Below are 17483 nucleotides of genomic sequence, written 5' to 3'. Positions count from 1 at the left end.
TCCTAGAAGCGACGATGCGGGTTGTGGGGCACGGCGGGCAGGGATGCGGACGCTTCCGTGCCGGTCCAGCCGCCGGCCGGGCGGTCGAACCAGAGGTGGACCTGGCCGGTGCCGATGGAGTTCTCGTACTCGCCGTACTGCCGGGCCTTGGCCGTGCAGGCCTGCTCGCCGAGGGCGCCGGCCATCATCAGGTAGTGGAAGAACTTCGCCTCGGGCCTGTACTTCCAGAACTCGTCCATGGTGTCGAGGACCTTGTCGTGACGGCCGTCCTTGAACCAGGCGATCCGCTCGTGGTCCGCCTCGCGGGCCTCGGGCGTGAAGATGTGGGCGGTGTCGCTGGACTCGTGGTCGCGCAGCTCGCGCAGCGGCCAGAAGGTGTGCGAGAGGGCGCCGGAGGCGATGAGCAGGACGCGGCGGCCGGGGGTGGCGGCGATGCCGTCGGCGAGCGCCCGGCCGAGCCGCAGATGGTCCTCCATGTCGCCGGTCTGGCAGACGCCGATGGTCACCCACCGCTTGTCCGGGAGTCCCTCGCCGAGGAACTTCCAGAGGTTGATGGTGGCGTAGTAGATCGGCAGGTGGTCGTCCTCGATCGCGGTGATCCAGGTGCCGTGCTTGTCCGCGAACTTCTCGATGTTCTGGGCGAGTTCGGGATCGCCCGGGAAGTCGTACGGCATCCGGCACATGCCGCGCGGCAGCTCCTCGGAGGTGAAGAGCCCGGCCCGGCGCTGCTGTGCGGTGACGACGAACTCGACGGTGGTCGCCCAGTGGGAGTCGAGGACCACGACGGTGTCGTAGTCGTCCCGCTCGAAGACGTCCTTGCGCAACTGCTCGAGGCCGGTGACGAGGGTGATCTCCTTGCCCTCGTTCAGCTCCAGCCGGACGGCCTCGGGCAGCACGATGGTGGGGACATGGGCCAGCAGGCCGGCCCCGACGATCTCACCCATGGTCCTTCCATCCCTTCGGGGCGGTGACGGTGTTCTTCAGGTCGCAGTAGAAGTCGAAGCTCCAGTTGCCGCCCTCGCGCCCGACGCCGGAGTGGCGGGAGCCGCCGAAGGGTGCCTGGAGGTCGCGTACGAAGAAGCAGTTGACCCAGACGGTGCCCGCGACGAGCTGTGCGGCGACGCGCCCGGCGCGCTCCTTGTCGCCGGTGGCGACGGTGGCTGCGAGCCCGAAGCGGGTGTCGTTGGCGAGGCCTACGGCCTCGTCCTCGGTGGTGAAGGTCTGGAGGGTCAGGACGGGGCCGAAGACCTCCTCCTGGACGATCTCGCTGTCCTGCGCCACGTCGGTGAGCAGGGTCGGCGCGTAGTACTGGCCGTCCTTGCGGTGCCCGCCGATGACGGCGCGGGCGCCGGCCGCGATCGCCCGCTGCACGAAGCCGTCGATCTTCTCCAGCTGGCGGGGGTGGATGTTGGGGCCGATGTCGGTGGCCTCGTCGCGCGGGTCGCCCTGCACGATGCCGGCCGCCTTCTGGGTGAAGCGCCGGGTGAACTCCTCGGCGATCGGCTCCTCGACCAGGATGCGGGTGGCGGCCAGGCAGACCTGTCCGGCGTTGTCGTACTGCTCCACCGCGAGGTCGACGGCGAGGTCGAGGTCGGCGTCGGCGAACACCAGCAGCGGGGACTTGCCGCCGAGTTCGAGGCTGAGCGGGGTGAGGTTGGCGGCCGCGGACGCCGAGATGCGCTTGGCCGTGGGCACCGAGCCGGTGAAGCTGATGCGGCGCACGTCCGGGTCCGAGGTGAGGGCGTCGCCGATCTCGGAGCCGTAGCCCTGGACGATGTTGAGCACACCGGCGGGCAGCCCGGCCTCGGCGGTGATGTCCGCCAGCAGCGAGGCGGTCAGCGGGGTCCACTCGGCGGGCTTGAGCACCACGGTGTTGCCGGCCGCGAGGGCCGGGGCGATCTTCCAGGTCGAGAGCATCAGCGGGGCGTTCCACGGTGTGATGAGCACGCTGGGTCCGGCCGGGTCCCAGTCGACGTGGTTGGTGTGCCCGCGGGTGTCGAAGTCCTCGTGCTCCAGCGTCAGCAGCCAATCGGCGAAGAAGCGGAAGTTGTGCGCGACGCGCGGCATGACGCCCCGGCGGTGCGAACGCAGCAGGGCGCCGTTGTCGGTGGTCTCGACGATGGCGAGCTCTTCGATCCGCTTCTCGACGCCGTCGGCGACGGCGTGCAGGAGGCGGGCGCGTTCGGCGCGGGAGGTGGCGGCCCAGGCCGGGAAGGCGGCCTTCGCGGCGGCGACGGCGGCCGCGGCCTCCGTGGCGGTGCCGCGGGCGATCTCACCGATCACGCTGCCGTCGATCGGCGAGACATCGGTGAAGGTGCCGGCGGAGGCGACGCGCTCGCCGCCGATCCAGTGCCGGGTGTCGACGGACACTCCGGCGACAGTGATCTTGTCAGTCATGAGTACGGCTCCTGTCGAACGAAGGGGTGAGTGCAGCCCCCTTTAGGGGCGCGGGGCTGTGACTGATATGCGGCTACCGCCGCGTGGGCGCGACCAGCCACGAACCACCCGCAGCCGATCACCGGCCTCACCCCGCAGACGCTTCCGACGTGCCGGACTCCAGCAGACGGCCGCCGTCCCAGACCACCCCGACCTGGCGGTAGTACGCGGCGATCGGCTCACGGATCTCCAGCCGAGCCAACTCCTCGATGGGCGCCTCGAACAGCTCCAGCTCGGCGTCGCCGACCCACGGCTGCCCGCCCTCGAAGGACGCGGCGCCGGACTCGATCAACTCGTCCAGGGCGAGCCCCTTGCCCTTCTCGATCGAGGGCAGCCAGCGGTGGTGGGCCATGGGGTGGCCGTTGACGAAGCCGTTCGTCTGCGAGGGCTCCCGCAGCGTCACCACGGCCTGCGCGAGACGCCGGTCGGCGGCGGCGAGGGTCGCACCGAACCGCGCGCCCGCCTCGATCCGCGGAGCGGGCCCGTACGGGTGCGGGCGCGTCTGGTGGATGGAGCCGAGCTTCTTCGGATAGCCCTGGTGCAGCCCGCGCGCGATCGCGAAGTCCTTGTCGACCCAGATGTACACGCAGCGGGTGTAGGTCTGCCCCTTGTACTTGCAGCGGACGACCGCGAAGGCCTCCTTGTACTGGGAGAGCACGGGGTCCAGCAGCTCGTCGCCGGCGGCGGAGCAGGACTGCCAGTCGGCCCAGATGAGCGCGACCGCGCCCGGGTCCTCGTCGGCCAACTCCAGCGGTTCGGGCAGCAGTTCACGCACCCGCGCGGGGTCGGTGCGGTACTCGACGGTGAGCAGGTCGCCCGAGTAGCGCCACGGCGGGGACGGGATCAGCGACGAGGCGCCCGTCGCCGTCTTGGGGTGGAAGTAACCACGGACAGCAGACATGAGGGAGGGTTCCTTATGCGGTGAGGGACGCGGTGAGAGCGGGCTGCTTCAGGAGCTGGGCGCGGTAGCGGGCAGCTCCCATGGCGGCGGCCTGGCCGCCGAGCGCGACGACGCCGACGAGACGGCCGTCGCAGTGGTAGCCGACGAGGACGTCGCCTTCCGGGTCGCCGTCGAGGATCCGTACGTCGTCCTTGCCGAGGACCGGGGCCCCGAAGGACTGCAGCCGGAACTCGTGCTGGTCGCTCCAGAAGGTGGGCAGTGGCGCGAAGGGCGTCAACTCACCATCTTTGCCGGTGAGATGGGCGACGAGCGCCTTCGCAGCATGCTTGGCCGTGTCGGTGGGGATCGACCAGTGCTCGACGCGGCGGGGCACGCCGTCGTAGCGGGCGTTGGGGAAGCGGGCGACGTCGCCGACCGCGACGACCTCGGGCCGTCCACCGACCCGCAGCTGCTCGCAGGTGAGCACGCCGTCGCTGAGGTCGAGGCCGTTGCCCTGAAGCCACTCGACGTTGGCGACGGAGCCGACCGACTCCACGACCACGTCGGCGGGCAGCACGGTGCCGTCGCCGAGGACGACGCCGGTGACGCGGTCCTCGCCCTCGAACCCGGCGACTCCCGCCCCGAGTTCGAAGCGCACCCCGCGCTCCTCGTGCCGCTTGAGCAGGGCCTGGCCGAGCAGTTCGCCGAGCGGTCCCACCATGGGCAGGGGCAGCGGGTCGACGACGGTGACCTCGCGGACGCCGAGTCCCACGGCGGTGGCCGCGACCTCGCAGCCGATGAATCCGGCGCCGACCACGACGACGCGGGCGCCGGGGCGGGTCAGCTCCTCGCGCAGGCCCTGGGCGTCGGCGAGGGTGCGGACGGTGTGCCGGCCGGTGAGCGGGCCTGGGCAGCGCAGCCGCCGGGGCCGCATGCCGGTGGCGACGACCAGTCCGTCGTAGGAGAGCCGCGTGCCGTCGTCGAGCGCGACCGTGCGCTCGTCGAGCCGGGCCTCGACGACCTTCGCGCCGAGCAGCCACTCCACATCGGCCGCGGCGGCCTTCGGGGTGAAGGCCAGCGACTCGAAGGGAGCCTTGCCGGCCAGGACCTCCTTGGACAGCGGAGGCCGGTTGTAGGGCATGTGGGGCTCGTCGCCCACGACCGTGATCGCCCCGGACCAGCCGGCCGTGCGCAACTGCTCGGCGGCCCGGAGGCCACCCATCGAGGCGCCGGCGACCACGATACGGCCGCTCATGTCAGGCCTCGATCCGGATGGCCTGCAGCGGGCACACGTCCGCGGCCTCTTCGACCTCGTCGCGCAGCGCGTCGTCCGGGTCGGACACGTATGCCAGGTGGCCGGCCTCGTCCATCGAGAAGACGTCGGGGGCCGCGAAGACGCACTGGCCGTGGTCCTGGCACTTGTTCATGTCGACGACGACCTTCATGGCGGTCCTCCTGAGGGTGAGGGCGTCGGGCAGTGGAGGGGAAAGGGGGGCCCGACCCGGATGGGACGGGCCCCTCAGCCACAGGGGACGGATTCCGCGGAAGCCGCCTCCCTGACTCGTTTGGCTTCAAACAACATAGGAACCCTCGGGACCCTGGTCAATACCTGTCCAGATGGATAAATTCTTTGGAGCACCCTCTTGCGGGGCGGCGACTCCCTCCATACCGTTCGGGTTCAAACGAATAGCTCCGGGATGCGTCCGTAGGCCCGGAGTACGCCTGGGAGTCCCCCACTCTTCCGCCAAGGAGACACTGGTGAGCGCATCCGACACCCCAGACATCCGCCGGCACATGGAGCGGCTCGCCGCCGAGGGCGTCGACGTGGTCAGGGTGGTCTACCCCGATCTGATCGGCACCGACCGCGCCCGCGACGTCCTGCTGGACCATCTTCCGGCGGCCTGCGACCACGGCCTCGCCTTCTGCCGGGCCGTCTACCACACCAGCCCGCAGGGCGATGTGGCCGCCGTCGCGGGCGGTCTGGACGCCGGACTGCCGGACGTGACCGTGCGCCCCGATCTGTCCACCCTGGCCGTCCTGCCCTGGGAGCCCGGCGTCGCCGCCTGTCTGGGCGAGGTCACCGACCCGGCGACCGGGGCACCGGCGCCCGAGTCGCCCCGCGACCTGCTGCGCACGGTCCTGGCCCGGGCCACCGAGCAGGGGCTGCGCCCCGTCGTCGGCCCCGAGCTGGAGTACTTCCTGCTGGAGCCCGCCCCGGACACACCCACCGGCTGGCGCCGCTCGCCGGAGACCACCGGCTCCGTCTACACCGCGGGGCTGCGCGCCGACCCCGGCAACCACCTGCTGCGCACCCTGCGCCATCTGCGCGACCTGAGGCTCGGCGTGATCACCGGCAACCACGAGTTCGACGGTGGACAGTACGAGATCAATCTGACCCACTCCACCGCCCTGGACGCCGCCGACCGTGCCTTCCGCTTCAAGGCGGCCGTGAAGGAACTGGCCCGCCAGGAAGGCAACTTGGCCACCTTCATGGCCAAGCCCTTCAGCGACGCGGGCGGCTCCGGCTTCCATCTGCATCTCTCCTGCGACGACGCCGAGGACCGCAACGCCTTCGACGACCCGGCGGGCTCCTACGGCCTCTCCGCCACCGCACGGCACGCCGTGGCCGGCATCCTCGCCCACGCCCCCGCGCTCGCGGCGCTGGCCAACCCGACCGTGAACTCGTACAAACGCTTCGGTCCCGACACCCTCGCTCCCTGGCTGATCGACTGGGGGCTCGACAACCGCAGCGCCATGGTCCGCATCCCGCCGGAGCGCGGCAGCGGAGCCCGGCTGGAGCTTCGGCTCGGCGACGCCAGCGCCAACCCGTACCTGCTGATCGCGGGCACGATCGCGGCCGCCCTGCTCGGTGTCCAGGCCGGCGAGGAACCGCCGGCTCCCCTGGAGGGCTACGGCTACGACACGTCCCGCTCCGCCCTGCTCCCGCAGACCCTGTCCGCCGCGCTCGACGCGCTGGAGGCGGACACCGCCCTGACCGAGGTGATCGGCAAGGCCTTCACCTCCTCCTTCCTCACCTACAAGCGCGACGAACTCGCACGCTTCGGCCGGCATGTCACGGACTGGGAGTTCACCGAGTACGCCTACCACCTGTAAGCGGCGACGACCCCCGGCTCCGCCGCCCCGAAACCTCGCTCAGGAGATCCACCACCATGACCAGCCCCACCGTTCCCGCCGTCCCCACCACCCGCGCCGAGCTGCGCGCCGCCCTCGCCGAGCCCCTGCCCATCGAGCAGGTGGACCTCGCCGACCTCGACAACTTCGCCGACGGCATCACCCCGTGGCGGATGTTCCACACCCTGCGCCACGAGGACCCGGTGCACTGGCAGCCCGAGGACGCGCCCAACTCCGGCTTCTGGTCGGTGACCCGGCACGCGGACATCGCCACCGTCGACCGCGACCCGGAGACCTTCACCTCCACGAAGTTCGTCAACCTGGAGGAGGTCGACGAGGACCAGATCAAGAAGCGCGCCTCCATCCTGGAGATGGACGGAGTCCGCCACCGCGCGCTGCGCAGCGTGATCCAGCGCCAGTTCGGCGCGAGCGTCATCAACAGCTACAGCGACTTCCTGCGCGGCCTGACCGCGAAGACGCTGGACGCGGCGCTTGCCAAGGGCAGCTTCGACTTCGTGGCCGACGTGTCCGCGGACTTCCCCATCAACGTCCTCGCCCGTCTGCTGGACGTCCCCTCCGAGGACAACCAGCAGCTCATCGACTGGGGCAACCGCATCATCGGCAACACCGACCCCGACTACGCGGACGTGCTGCTGCACAGCGAGGAGAGCGAGAAGTACCGCGACCTGCCCTTCCGCTCCCCGGCGTCGATCGAGGTCTTCGAGTACGGCCGCGAGCTGGCGCGTCAGCGGCGCGGCGGCGACGGCACGGACCTGGTCTCGAAGCTGGTCAACACCATGCCGCGCGACGGAGTGCCGCTGTCCGCGCAGGACTTCGACAACTACTTCCTGCTCCTGGTGGTGGCCGGCAACGAGACCACCCGCCACACCATCACCCATTCCATGCTGGCCCTGCTCCAGCACCCCGAGCAGCTGGCCCGCCTCAAGGACGACCCGTCCCTGATCCCCACGGCGGTCGAGGAGTTCCTGCGCTGGGCCTCCCCCGTCTACCACTTCCGCCGCACCGCGACCCGCGACGTCGAACTCGGCGGCAAGCAGGTCAAGGAGGGCGACAAGGTCGTCATGTGGTACGCCTCCGGCAACCGCGACGAGCAGGTCTTCGGCAACCCCTACGACTTCGACGTCGCCCGCGAGAACAACGACCACGTCACCTTCGGCAAGGGCAGCCCGCACCTGTGCCTGGGCAATCTGCTCGCGCGCACCGAGGTCCGCATCATGTTCGAGGAGCTCATCCCACGCATCGCGGACATCCGCCTGGCCGGCGACGTCCCGCGCGTCCGCTCCAACTTCGTCAACGGCATCAAGAAGCTGCCGGTGGAGGTGACGCTCGCCTGACCTGGGAGCAGTCCCCTCGCTCCGGTCCGGGACCACTCCCAGGCTCGGACCAGGTCCTCCGGGCTCACCTGACGATTCCCGCCCGCCCGGCGACGCCGGGAATCGTCAGGCACGCCTCAGCGCAGTCCGGCGAAGAGGTCGTGTTCGGGCACCGCCGCGCCCGTGGTGTCCTGAACACGTACGAAGGTCTCGACGCCCATCAGCTCTGTGAACCTCTCCTGGCCCATCCGGAGGAAGAAGATGTTCTCGCCCTGGCTGGCGTGCGCCGCCAGCGCGTCGAACTTCTGGCCACCGAACGCGGTGGTGTCGACCCAGGTGGTGATCTCCTCGTCGGGGAGTCCGATCTCGGCGATCGCGGCGGCCTCAGCGGGATCCGGCTCCTGACCGTCCCCACCGAACTCGCGCATGACCTCGCCGAACCGCTGCATCATCGAGCGTGGCGCCGTCGTCCAGTAGACCTTCGGCGTCACCTCGGTCATCGCCAGTGCCGCCGTCGTGATGCGGTTGGCCTGGATGTGGTCGGGGTGGCCATAAAAGCCGTTCTCGTCATAGGTGACGACCACATCGGGCTGGTAGAGCCGCAAAAGTTCCGCAAGTCGGGCAGCGCCCTCCTCCACGGGCGTCCGCCAGAACGATCCGGGGGCGTCATTGGCCGGCCAGCCCATCATCCCGGAGTCGGCGTAGTCCAGCATCTCCAGATGACTGATCTTCAGGACTTCGCAGCTGGCCTCGAGTTCTTGACGCCGCATCGAAGCGACCGCCGCCGGATCGTGCCCAGGCTCACCCGGCTTGACACCACCCGGTCCGTCACCGCAACCGCCGTCGGTACACGTCACAAGGACCGTGCGAATGCCCTCGGCCGCGTACCGGGCAAGGACACCTCCTGTGCCAGTTGCCTCGTCGTCGGGGTGGGCGTGTACCGCCATGAGCGTCAAGGGCCGGTCGTTCATGAAGCATTCCTCCTGCGTGAAAAGGCCGGACCTCGGTCCGAGCCTGGGGCGAGCGTATGAGCACTTGCCCCTCGACATATCAATTGATTACCGGCGCATCGCTGCCCGGAGGGCGCCTGGATCACGTCGGGACGGCCTGATGGCCTCTGTGTTCTCCGTCCGTGCGGCGCCGGTCCCCTGCCTCTGCAACAGTGCCGACCGGCCGGGCTGTTCCCGCCGTCGGCGATCAAGATCAGGCCAGTGCCACACGGCGAACCGCTGTCGGACGGCCCATGTTCGGCGTTCGGGGAGCCCCTCATCGCGGCAGTACACCGCCCCGTCCCGTGAACACCCTCGGTTCCAGTAACGTCTGTTCGATGATCGTCCTCGATGCCCTGGTTCGACTTTGCCCGCCGCCCGTCGAACCGCCGCCCTCGGTGGACTGGGCGCAGACCGAGCGTGCCCTGGGTACGGCTCTGCCCGCCGACTACAAGCAGCTCGTCGAGACATTCGGCGACGGCATCTTCGACGACACGATCTGGCTCCTCGTCCCCGGCTCCGCCTACAGCGACTGCGACCTGCACGCGCAGACGACGGAACGGGACGAGATCCTGGCCGACCTGTGGAAAATCGGCGAGGACAAGCCCGCGGGCCTGCTGGAGGCGGGGGCGCGGGTCCTGCCATGGGCATTCGAGGAAGGCACGGGGGCGTTCCTGTACTGGCTGGCGCGGCCCGGCCAACAGCCCGACGAATGGACCGTGCTCTACAACGAGGGGCGCGGCCCACTGTGGGAGCACCACGCCATGGGATGCCTGGCCTTCCTGCTGGCGGTGCTGACAGGAACGGCGGAGACGGAGTACTTCGGCTATCTCCACGAAGTGCTGAAGCCGACGGAGCACCGCTTCGCGACGGCCGCCCAGACGCTTGGCACATCCCGGCGCTGAGGCCGTCGAGCTCTCACCGCCGGCACCCAGCGACATCTCCGTACGACCACATGGTCAACTGACGGTCTGCAGCCGCATGAACGGCCGCGGCCCGCCTCCCCCCTGTGCCGACCCCCTGCGCGCCCGGCCCCGACAACACCTGCCGTCATCCGGACTGTCGGGCGGACGCGCCGTGGCGATGGCTAGCGCGTCACGCGGTAGCGGAGACCGACGATTCTTGAGCTGAAGGTGCGGGTCTCGACGAGTTCGAGATCCACCCGGCGCTCGTGCCGGGGAAAGAACGGAATGCCCCCGCCGACCAGCACCGGACAGACCCTGGCCCGGTACTCGTCGATCAGACCCGACGCGTCCGCCTCGGCGGCGAGCGTCGCACCGCCGATCGCGATGTCGCCCTCCCCCGGCTCGGCTCGCAACCGCTCGATCTCCTCCGCCAGGCCGCCGGAAGCCAGGCGGGCATTGCCCTGCACCGCCGACAGCGTGCTGGAGAAGACCACCTTGGGAAGCGCCTTCCAGAGCGCGGCCCACTCAAGCCGCGCGTCGTCGAGCGAAGGATCCTCGTCGGCCGTCTCCCAATACAGCATCGTCTCGTACAGCCGTCGCCCCAACAGGTGAACGCCGACCTCCCGGATCTCCTCGATCCAGGAGCGAAATGTCTCCTCGTCGGGCCCCGTCCAGTCGAACTCGCCGTCCGGCCCGACGATGTAGCCGTCAAGTGAGACGTTCATCGAGTAGGTCACGCTGCGCATCACAAACCCTCCTCGCCAACAGGTTCGACAGTAAGACCGCCGGACACCGCAGAACTCATCGCGGCTCGCGGTATGCCCTGAGATCTCCCCTCTCCGCGCGAAGAACGTCGCGAAGGGCAGCACTCTTTCAGAGCATGGCCTGGTTGGGTCGGCGAGACACGACAGGAACAAACGGTGCCCCCGCGGTCGCACCGCCGTGCGCGCCCCCTCGCGGAAGTCCTGGCCCACGCACTGAGCGACGGCGGCCGCCAGGTCGAAGTCGAACACCCTCACCGCCACCTGCCGCGTGTGACCACCACGCACGACGGCAGGTGACATCTCGCCTGTCTACGCCGGCCGGCGGGTGCGCTACTTGAGGTCGCCGTCGGTGTAGTAGCCGCTCGCGACCAGCACGCTCCGATAGTTGGTCTTGTCGACGCCCTCCGGCTGGAGCAGATACGCGGGGACGACCTTGGAACCGTTGTTGTAGGTGCTGGTGTCGTTCACGTTCGGCTCCCGGCCGTGGAGCAGGTCGTCGGCCATCGCCGCGGCCACCTCCGCCAGGTGCCGGAGGTCCTTGTAGACGGTCTGCGACTGCCGGCCCGCGATGATGGACTTGACCGAGGCCAGCTCCGCGTCCTGACCGGTGACGACCGGGAGGGGCTTGGCGGCGGAGCCGTAGCCGTCCGACTCGAACGCGGCCAGGACACCGATGGAGATGCCGTCGTACGGCGACAGCACGGCGTCGACCCTGCTTCCGGCGTACGACTCGTCGAGGATGCGGGCCATACGCTTGCGCGCGGTGACGCCGTCCCATCGCAGGGTGGTGACCTCGTCGAGTTTCGTCTGCCCGGACCGGACGACCAGCAGCTTCTTGTCCAGGTACGGCTGAAGGAGCTGCATCGCTCCGTCGAAGAAGTACTTGGTGTTGTTGTCGTCCTTGGACCCCGCGAACAGCTCGATGTTGAACGGGCCCTTGCCGTCCTCGATGCCGAGCTTCTCGATGATGTAGCGGGCCTGGAGCCGGCCGACCTGTTCGTTGTCGAAGGAGGCGTAGTAGTCGACGTTCTTCGTGCCGAGGATGAGCCGGTCGTAGGAGATCACCGGTATCTCCGCGTCGGCGGCCTTCTGGAGCACCTCTCTCAGCGACCTGTTGTCGATGGCCGCGACGATGAGGGCGTCGACGTGCTGGTCGATCAGATCCTGGATCTGCTCGACCTGCTGCGCCGGGTCGTCGTCCCCGTAGACCAGCCGCGTCTTGTACCCGTTGCCCTTCAGGTCCCTGACGATGGTGTTGCCGTCCGTGATCCAGCGCTCGGACGCCCGGGTGGGCATGGCGATGCCTACGGTGTCGCCCTTCGCGGAGTCCTCCGGATCGCTCTTGCCGCAAGCCGACAGGGCGAGGGACACGGAGGTGGCCCCGGCGACGACCAGGAAGACGGTTCTTCGGTTGTGCACGGTGATCGTTCCTTGTTCTTCTCGTCGTTGAGAAAACTGACAGACAATCAGGGCGGGTTTCGGTGTGCGGGGTGGGAGGGGGCGGTAGGTGTGCACACGGGTTCAAAGCCAGTCGGCCGTACCCGTGTCTCCGGCCCTGATCCTGAAGTTGCGGCACAGACCGTTCTCCGGCGCCGCCCCCAGGCGGGACCTCGACCAGGGCGGCATGCGCGTGTCGGGCGGCTCGGCAGCCTCACCCGTCCGTAGGCCTGCCGGGTTCGTCAGGATCTTGGTGCACTGCACTGCGGGAGCCGGCCTCTATTCACGTCAATTGCCTTGCTACACCGAGCTGTTGCTCAATAAATGTTCGAAATTTCGTCACACGTTCGAATCGTTGGCGTGACCTTAGGAGTCCGGGTGCAGGGTGTCAACTACGGTGGCAGGCAGCAGGTTTCGAACGCGATGAAGGGCCCCTTCACCCTCCGTCCACCAGTCGCTCACGCCGCTCGAAGTCGCTTACGCCGCTCGAGTCGGCCGAACCGCCCCAGCACCGACGATAGTCTGCGGACCCATCTCAGGGAGACAGTTCAGTGAGCTTCGACGCAGAACGATCAGCGCGCATCGCAGCCATGCAAGAAACCGCACGACCCGTCTGGGAAGCAACCGGCAACACGGACGCACTTCAGCAGTTCCTCAAAGACAACGGGTGCCACGGCGTGGAAGCCGTGTTCGTGACCATGGGACTCTTGAACTGCGGCCTTGCCGAAGCTCAGCGAGCCTTCTTCAACGCCCCGTGCCGCGACGCCGAACGCCGGTTCCACAACCACGCACTGGACCTTCTCGAAGAGGCCGCCGACACCTACGCCTGACAACACCGGCGACAGACACAGCCCGTGGACTCGGCCGTGCAGACTCCACGGATCTCATCTTCACTCTGCCGGAGGCATTTCCCGACGCCCCCGGACATAACCCAGGCCGATGAGCACCAGACCACTCAGCCCGATGACGGTCCGGACCCCAAAGGGCACCAACTGTGCCGTCGCGAGTGTCGCCGCCAGCAGCAAGGCTCCAGCACCCCATAGGCCCGGTCGACTCACCTTCCCGCGCAGCCAGGGAAACGCGATACGCCCAGTAGCCATGGCCAGCACACCTGCCACGCCTATCATCAGCGCCATCACGTCGCCGACCACAACAGCCACCATCAACACGGCCCTCCCCCACCTTCCCCAAGCCACCCGTCGGCATGATCCCAGTGCTCACGGAGGGACCACCAAGCCGAGACCCGGCATTTTCTGACCCCACCTCGATCGGCTCAACCAGCCTCATGACACACGCGACGACGACACAGACGCCCGTGTCTGCGGCTCTGAGGTCGTACCCCGCAGATTGCGTCATCACCCCAGCACCACGAACCTGACAGGGCCGTCGTGCCCTCCCCTTGCCCGATCGAGCGGCGGCGGAAGGGGCGCAGCGGGAGCCCTGGGGATCCTCTCGAAATCACGCCGGTGAGCATCTCGCCGGCCATCGCGCTACGGTGCAACGCTCGCGGGTAGCGTGCCGGTGGCGGATCAGAAGGGGCGGGCAGCTTGGACGCGGAGAGCGAGACCGACGACTCGATCCAGGCTGCCTGGGACTTTCGGGCACGTGCGGCCCAAGCCTGGGATGAGCGGTCCCGAACCTCCACCACTACATGGGTTCCACCCATCCTGGCGGCCCTGGTCGACAGGGCGCGGAACAACGCGCTGGGACGGTTCTACCCGTACACCAGCCACACAGCGCTTGCGTTCAGCACCGGACCACGTCACTGGCTTGGCGAGGGTGAGGTTCTGCCGGTGGCCATCGAACTCGTTCCTGAAGGCCTCTATGTCGTGCGTACCCGCTCAGCCGGCGCGGTGCTCGAAACGGCCGACGCCGATGAAGCTGTGGCCGAAGCGGAGCGGCTGGTCGAGCGTCTGATGGAGGACGGCCAGGCCCCGACTCGGGCCGTCTTGGGGCAGTCCGACGGCGACCGACGATGACGGGAGCGCGACCACTCGACGCGTCAGAACGCATTCGTAGCAGTCGGGCCCGCGCAGCCTCACATCCGGGATCTCAGCACGTCGACCTCACAGCCCGGCGCGAACGGGTCGAAGCCGTGCTCGATCAGCCAGCGAACCACCAGCAGGCTTCGCAACGACCACCACGCGTGGATCACGTCGAGGTCGACGTCGGTGCCATAGCCGGCGATGACGTCGCCGAGGTGCTCCTCGTGTCCGAGCGTGAAGGTGGCGAGGTCGTACAGGGCATCGCCCTGGCCCGCCTCGGACCAGTCGATGATGCCGGTGATCTCGTCGCCGTCGACGAAGACGTGCGCGATCTGCAGGTCGCCGTGCGTGAACGCCGGAGTCCACGGCCGGAGCGCGGCCTCGGCGACCTGGCGGTTGCGGGTGACCAGGTCGGCGGGCAGGACGCCGTTCGTCACGAGCAACTCGCACTCGTCGTCGAGTTCCGCCGCCAGCACGACAATGCTCCGGCCGGCCCGGCCGGGCCTGGGCGGCAGCGGCGCGTCGTGCAGCTTGCGGATGGCGGCGCCCGCCGCGGCCCACGCCGTCGGCGACCCGGTCGACGGCCCGCCGAGGCGACCGAGCGTCGCCCCCGGGAGCGCGGCGATCGCGAGCACGGGCGGCTTGCGCCACAGGACCTCCGGGGTCGGGACCGGCGCCAGGGCCATCACCTCGACCTCCACGTCGATGCGCGCCTGATCGGAGTCCACCTTCAGGAACACGTCGCCGACGCGTAGAGTCGCACGCTCGGCATGGGCGACGACGACTTCGACCTCATCCATGGGCGACCAGTATCCCGGGTCGAATCGCCGACGTCGCCGGGTTTGTCGCGTGCGATGACGCGGCTGACCGCGTCCCGCTACCCGGCGACCTCGTGCACGACACCGCCCTCGCGCGGGAACGCATCGACACGTGGCTGCGCGACAACGCCCCTGCAAGCCACGCCTCCCTGCCCGGACCGGCTGGCGTGGACGAACTGCGCACGGCACAGGCGCAGACCGGCCGCTCCCTTCCGGACGAGTTGGCCGACTCGCTCGGATGTCGTAACGGATCGGGCGATTTCGTGCTGCCCGTCTGCCACCGGTTCAGCGACCTGCACCTGATCGCGAAGGACTATCGGCGGTTCCGTCACGACCTCAACCGGACGGCGCGACCGGGGACCGCATGCCGAGCCACTGCTCGGCGCCCCAAGCCTCGAAGCGCTCCACCTCGATGAACCCCAGCTTCGCCGCGAGGCGCATCGAGCCGGTGTTGGCGGTCTGAGTGGTGAGCACCACCGGTTCGCCGGGCAGGGCGTCGGCGAACCAGCCGAGTGCCGCCGCGCACGCCTCGGTGGCGTACCCGCATCCCCACGCCGTCGGCAGGAACAGGTAGCCGAGATCGGCTTTGCCCGCGGCAGCCGGGCGACTGTGCCCGGTTGCCCTCCTGAGCAGGATCTGGCCGATCATCGCCCCGTCGAGATCGACGACGAAGCTCCCGGGCCACCGCTCCGGCACCTCAGGCGTCTCGCGCTCGAGCTCGTCACGCGGTCGGGGGCCGCCGAGGTAGGTGTGCACCTCGGGCGAGGCGAGCAGCTCGATGAACGCCGCACGGTCCCGGGTCCCGGGCTCACGGAGCACCAGCCTCTCGGTCCTGATCGGCTCCGGCGGCCAGGCCAGGGGTCCCAGATCTTCCATCCGCGCACGCTAACAGGTGGTCAAACCAACCGGACACGAAACGCTTGGCTTCCCCCCGCCCGCGGGGGCGGCAAGCCGTGCCTGAAAGGTGCGACTCAACGGCTACCGGCCGGCGCTCCCGCCGCCCGCAGTCACTGGGCCCGGGACTGGACCAGTTTGAAGACCATCCGGGCCGCGGCCCGCTGGGCGTCATGGCGCAACTTGGCGTGCAGGGGCGTTCGTGGCGTGGGAGCTGTGCCTGAGCCTGACGCGAGTCGGGGGAAGAGGGCTTCGGCGTTGGTGCGGTTGACGGCGTGCAGGGTGTCGGTGTCGACGGTCGTGTCGAGGCCGGCGGCGAAGTACTGGCCGGCGGGGGTCGGGGCGAAGGGCCAGTCACTGCCGAAGAGGACGTGGCCGGGGCGGGCGAAGGCGAGGAGGGTGGGCAGCGCGGCCGGGCTGGAGGACAGGGCGGTGTCGAAGTAGAAGGAGCGGAAGTCGTCGAGCACGTCCAGAGGGCTGCGGCCCGTCTCGCCCGCCAGGGTCACGGCCATGCGGTGGGAGGTGTAGGGGACGAAACCGCCGGCGTGGCTGAGGATGAACCGGATCCGTGGGTAGGTGCGCACGATCCCGTTGCGTACGAGGAGGTAGGCGGCGCGGGTCGTGTCCAGGAGGAAGTCCGCGGCGAACGGGGGGATGCCGTCGACGGGTGGAGCCGGCAGCTCGGCCGGGTGGACGAGGACGATGGCGCCGCGCTCGTCGAGCGTGCTCCAGAGTTTGTCCTGTCCGAGTGTGCCGAGGTAGGTGCCCCGGTTGTTGGCGAGGAGGGTCACTCCGTCGGCGCGCAGGTGGTCCAGCGCCCGTGCGGCCTCTTCGGCGGCGGCTTCGGCGTCGGGCATGGGCAGTACGGCGAAGTGGCCGAAGCGGTCCGGGTGTTCACCCGACAGGTCGGCGCAGAAGTCGTTCAGGCGTCGTGCCAGCGTGGCGGCCTTGCCTGGGTCGGTGAGGAAACCGACGCCGGGAGTGGAGACGGACAGCAGGGCCGTGCGGGTGTCCAGGAGATCCATCAGCTCCAGCGCGGACTCGGGCGTCCACTCGGGCAGGGCCCTGCCTCCTGCCTCGCCGATGCCGGCCTCGGCCAGTTCCTCACGGTAGAAGGCGGGGATGAGGTGCTGGTGGACGTCTATGCGGTGCGCCGGAGGGGTCATGAAGCGGCCTTTCACGCGTGAACGGGTGGCGGTGACGGCAGGTACGGCCGCGGCGGGCGGGCTGTCGGGCGCCGGGTACGGTCCCGGTCACAGGGGTTTGCCTTCCGACGCGCGCTGGGCGGCTTCGTAGAGCATCCGGGCCAGGAGCTGGAAGAGCGCGACGAGATCGACGTCGTCTCCGGCGATCTCCCGCTGGACGAACAATCCGTCGGCTGCGGCGACCGCATACGTCGTGAGTGTGTCCAGCGTCCTGTCGTCCAGGTCGGGGAAGAAGCTGCGGCATATCTCGACGAGCTTGCGCTTGGCGGTGTCCCGCACCTGCACGAACATCGCCCTCGCCCGGGGTTCTTCCGGACGTCTTTCCAGGGCGAGCATGAGTCCCAGCCGCAGGAAGTCGGGTGCGCTGATGAGGGACTCGGCGACGGTCGCCGCCATCGCGGCAACCCTCTCCTGTGCGGTGCCCGTTTCCTCTGCGGGCAGTTCGAGGGCGGTGAGCCAGGTGTCGAAGCTGCGCTCGATGACGGCCGCGATCAGGTCGTCCTTGTCCTTGAAGTGCCAGTAGATGGAACTGGCGGGCAGCCCGCACTTCGCGCTGACGGCCGCGATGGACGTCCCCTCGTAGCCGCGTTCGCCCGCGATCTCGGCGGCGGCATCGATGATGCGCTGCCGTGATTCGACGCCGTTCGCCCTCATCTTGCGCCCGGCCTGAGGCTTGGTCATCGCTCTCCCCTTCTCGTTCACCA

Annotated in this window: 18 protein-coding genes; 5 read left to right on the top strand and 13 right to left on the bottom strand. The window is 69.2% G+C overall.

Annotated elements, in window-relative coordinates; translation table 11 throughout:
• Positions 1-2: 2 nt before the first annotated feature.
• The 5 genes from ACSYGO_RS44570 to ACSYGO_RS44550 all read right to left on the bottom strand — a co-directional run bounded on the left by ACSYGO_RS44570 (position 3) and on the right by ACSYGO_RS44550 (position 4761).
• Entirely contained in the window at positions 3-944 is a 942-nt protein-coding gene (locus ACSYGO_RS44570; RefSeq protein ID WP_435221149.1) for a 3,4-dihydroxyphenylacetate 2,3-dioxygenase, read from the bottom strand.
• Complete coding sequence (locus ACSYGO_RS44565) at positions 937-2397, bottom strand: aldehyde dehydrogenase (RefSeq protein WP_460390229.1); 1461 nt, start codon at positions 2395-2397, stop codon at positions 937-939. Before ACSYGO_RS44565 ends, ACSYGO_RS44570 begins: the two co-directional genes overlap by 8 nt.
• A gap of 127 nt (positions 2398-2524) precedes the next feature.
• Positions 2525-3337, bottom strand: a complete 813-nt coding sequence (locus ACSYGO_RS44560; RefSeq protein ID WP_460390228.1) for an acetoacetate decarboxylase family protein — start codon at positions 3335-3337, stop codon at positions 2525-2527.
• Between the two features lie 13 nt (positions 3338-3350).
• Positions 3351-4571, bottom strand: a complete 1221-nt coding sequence (locus tag ACSYGO_RS44555) for an NAD(P)/FAD-dependent oxidoreductase (protein WP_460390227.1) — start codon at positions 4569-4571, stop codon at positions 3351-3353.
• 1 nt (position 4572) lies between these two features.
• Positions 4573-4761, bottom strand: a complete 189-nt coding sequence (locus ACSYGO_RS44550; RefSeq protein WP_359498288.1) for a ferredoxin — start codon at positions 4759-4761, stop codon at positions 4573-4575.
• 313 nt (positions 4762-5074) lie between these two features.
• Here ACSYGO_RS44550 and ACSYGO_RS44545 point away from each other — a divergent pair, with 313 nt between their 5' ends.
• Together ACSYGO_RS44545 and ACSYGO_RS44540 are read left to right on the top strand one after the other, a co-directional pair.
• The gene (locus tag ACSYGO_RS44545; protein ID WP_426674897.1) at positions 5075-6430 is read left to right on the top strand and encodes a glutamine synthetase family protein; all 1356 of its coding nucleotides are present in this window, start codon (positions 5075-5077) and stop codon (positions 6428-6430) included.
• Between the two features lie 56 nt (positions 6431-6486).
• Complete coding sequence (locus ACSYGO_RS44540; RefSeq protein WP_460390226.1) at positions 6487-7803, top strand: cytochrome P450; 1317 nt, start codon at positions 6487-6489, stop codon at positions 7801-7803.
• A 116-nt stretch (positions 7804-7919) separates the two neighbouring features.
• Here the strand turns inward: ACSYGO_RS44540 and ACSYGO_RS44535 are convergent, their stop codons facing one another.
• Positions 7920-8753 (bottom strand): PIG-L family deacetylase, encoded by an 834-nt coding sequence (locus tag ACSYGO_RS44535; protein ID WP_432172962.1) that lies wholly within the window; start codon positions 8751-8753, stop codon positions 7920-7922.
• A gap of 356 nt (positions 8754-9109) precedes the next feature.
• Here ACSYGO_RS44535 and ACSYGO_RS44530 point away from each other — a divergent pair, with 356 nt between their 5' ends.
• Positions 9110-9676 (top strand): SMI1/KNR4 family protein, encoded by a 567-nt coding sequence (locus ACSYGO_RS44530; RefSeq protein ID WP_460390225.1) that lies wholly within the window; start codon positions 9110-9112, stop codon positions 9674-9676.
• A 182-nt stretch (positions 9677-9858) separates the two neighbouring features.
• On the opposite strand, the gene ACSYGO_RS44525 is transcribed toward ACSYGO_RS44530, so the two are convergent.
• Both ACSYGO_RS44525 and chvE read right to left on the bottom strand, forming a co-directional pair.
• Complete coding sequence (locus ACSYGO_RS44525; protein ID WP_460390224.1) at positions 9859-10422, bottom strand: dihydrofolate reductase family protein; 564 nt, start codon at positions 10420-10422, stop codon at positions 9859-9861.
• A 348-nt stretch (positions 10423-10770) separates the two neighbouring features.
• Entirely contained in the window at positions 10771-11859 is a 1089-nt protein-coding gene (chvE, locus tag ACSYGO_RS44520) for a multiple monosaccharide ABC transporter substrate-binding protein (protein ID WP_426674902.1), read from the bottom strand.
• A gap of 569 nt (positions 11860-12428) precedes the next feature.
• On the opposite strand from chvE, the gene ACSYGO_RS44515 reads away from it, so the two are divergent.
• Positions 12429-12707 (top strand): hypothetical protein, encoded by a 279-nt coding sequence (locus ACSYGO_RS44515; RefSeq protein WP_460390223.1) that lies wholly within the window; start codon positions 12429-12431, stop codon positions 12705-12707.
• A gap of 60 nt (positions 12708-12767) precedes the next feature.
• Here ACSYGO_RS44515 and ACSYGO_RS44510 read toward each other — a convergent pair whose 3' ends face one another.
• Positions 12768-13040: a hypothetical protein gene (locus ACSYGO_RS44510; RefSeq protein ID WP_432172956.1), complete on the bottom strand. Its 273-nt coding sequence runs from the start codon at positions 13038-13040 to the stop codon at positions 12768-12770.
• Between the two features lie 384 nt (positions 13041-13424).
• On the opposite strand from ACSYGO_RS44510, the gene ACSYGO_RS44505 reads away from it, so the two are divergent.
• Positions 13425-13856, top strand: a complete 432-nt coding sequence (locus ACSYGO_RS44505; protein WP_460390222.1) for a DUF6193 family natural product biosynthesis protein — start codon at positions 13425-13427, stop codon at positions 13854-13856.
• A 59-nt stretch (positions 13857-13915) separates the two neighbouring features.
• Here ACSYGO_RS44505 and ACSYGO_RS44500 read toward each other — a convergent pair whose 3' ends face one another.
• The 4 genes from ACSYGO_RS44500 to ACSYGO_RS44485 form a co-directional block, all read right to left on the bottom strand.
• Positions 13916-14662, bottom strand: a complete 747-nt coding sequence (locus ACSYGO_RS44500) for a phosphotransferase family protein (protein ID WP_460390221.1) — start codon at positions 14660-14662, stop codon at positions 13916-13918.
• 354 nt (positions 14663-15016) lie between these two features.
• Positions 15017-15556 carry a GNAT family N-acetyltransferase gene (locus tag ACSYGO_RS44495; protein WP_460390220.1) on the bottom strand — a complete coding sequence of 180 codons (540 nt, stop codon included), beginning with the start codon at positions 15554-15556 and terminating at the stop codon, positions 15017-15019.
• A 131-nt stretch (positions 15557-15687) separates the two neighbouring features.
• Complete coding sequence (locus tag ACSYGO_RS44490) at positions 15688-16740, bottom strand: amidohydrolase family protein (protein ID WP_426674910.1); 1053 nt, start codon at positions 16738-16740, stop codon at positions 15688-15690.
• Positions 16741-16827: 87 nt separating this feature from the next.
• Positions 16828-17460 (bottom strand): TetR/AcrR family transcriptional regulator, encoded by a 633-nt coding sequence (locus ACSYGO_RS44485; RefSeq protein ID WP_460390219.1) that lies wholly within the window; start codon positions 17458-17460, stop codon positions 16828-16830.
• Positions 17461-17483 lie beyond the last annotated feature (23 nt).

This window comes from Streptomyces krungchingensis (assembly GCF_054729265.1).
The sequence above is the reverse complement of the archived record's forward strand: the minus strand, read 5'-3'. Positions and strand labels throughout refer to the sequence as shown.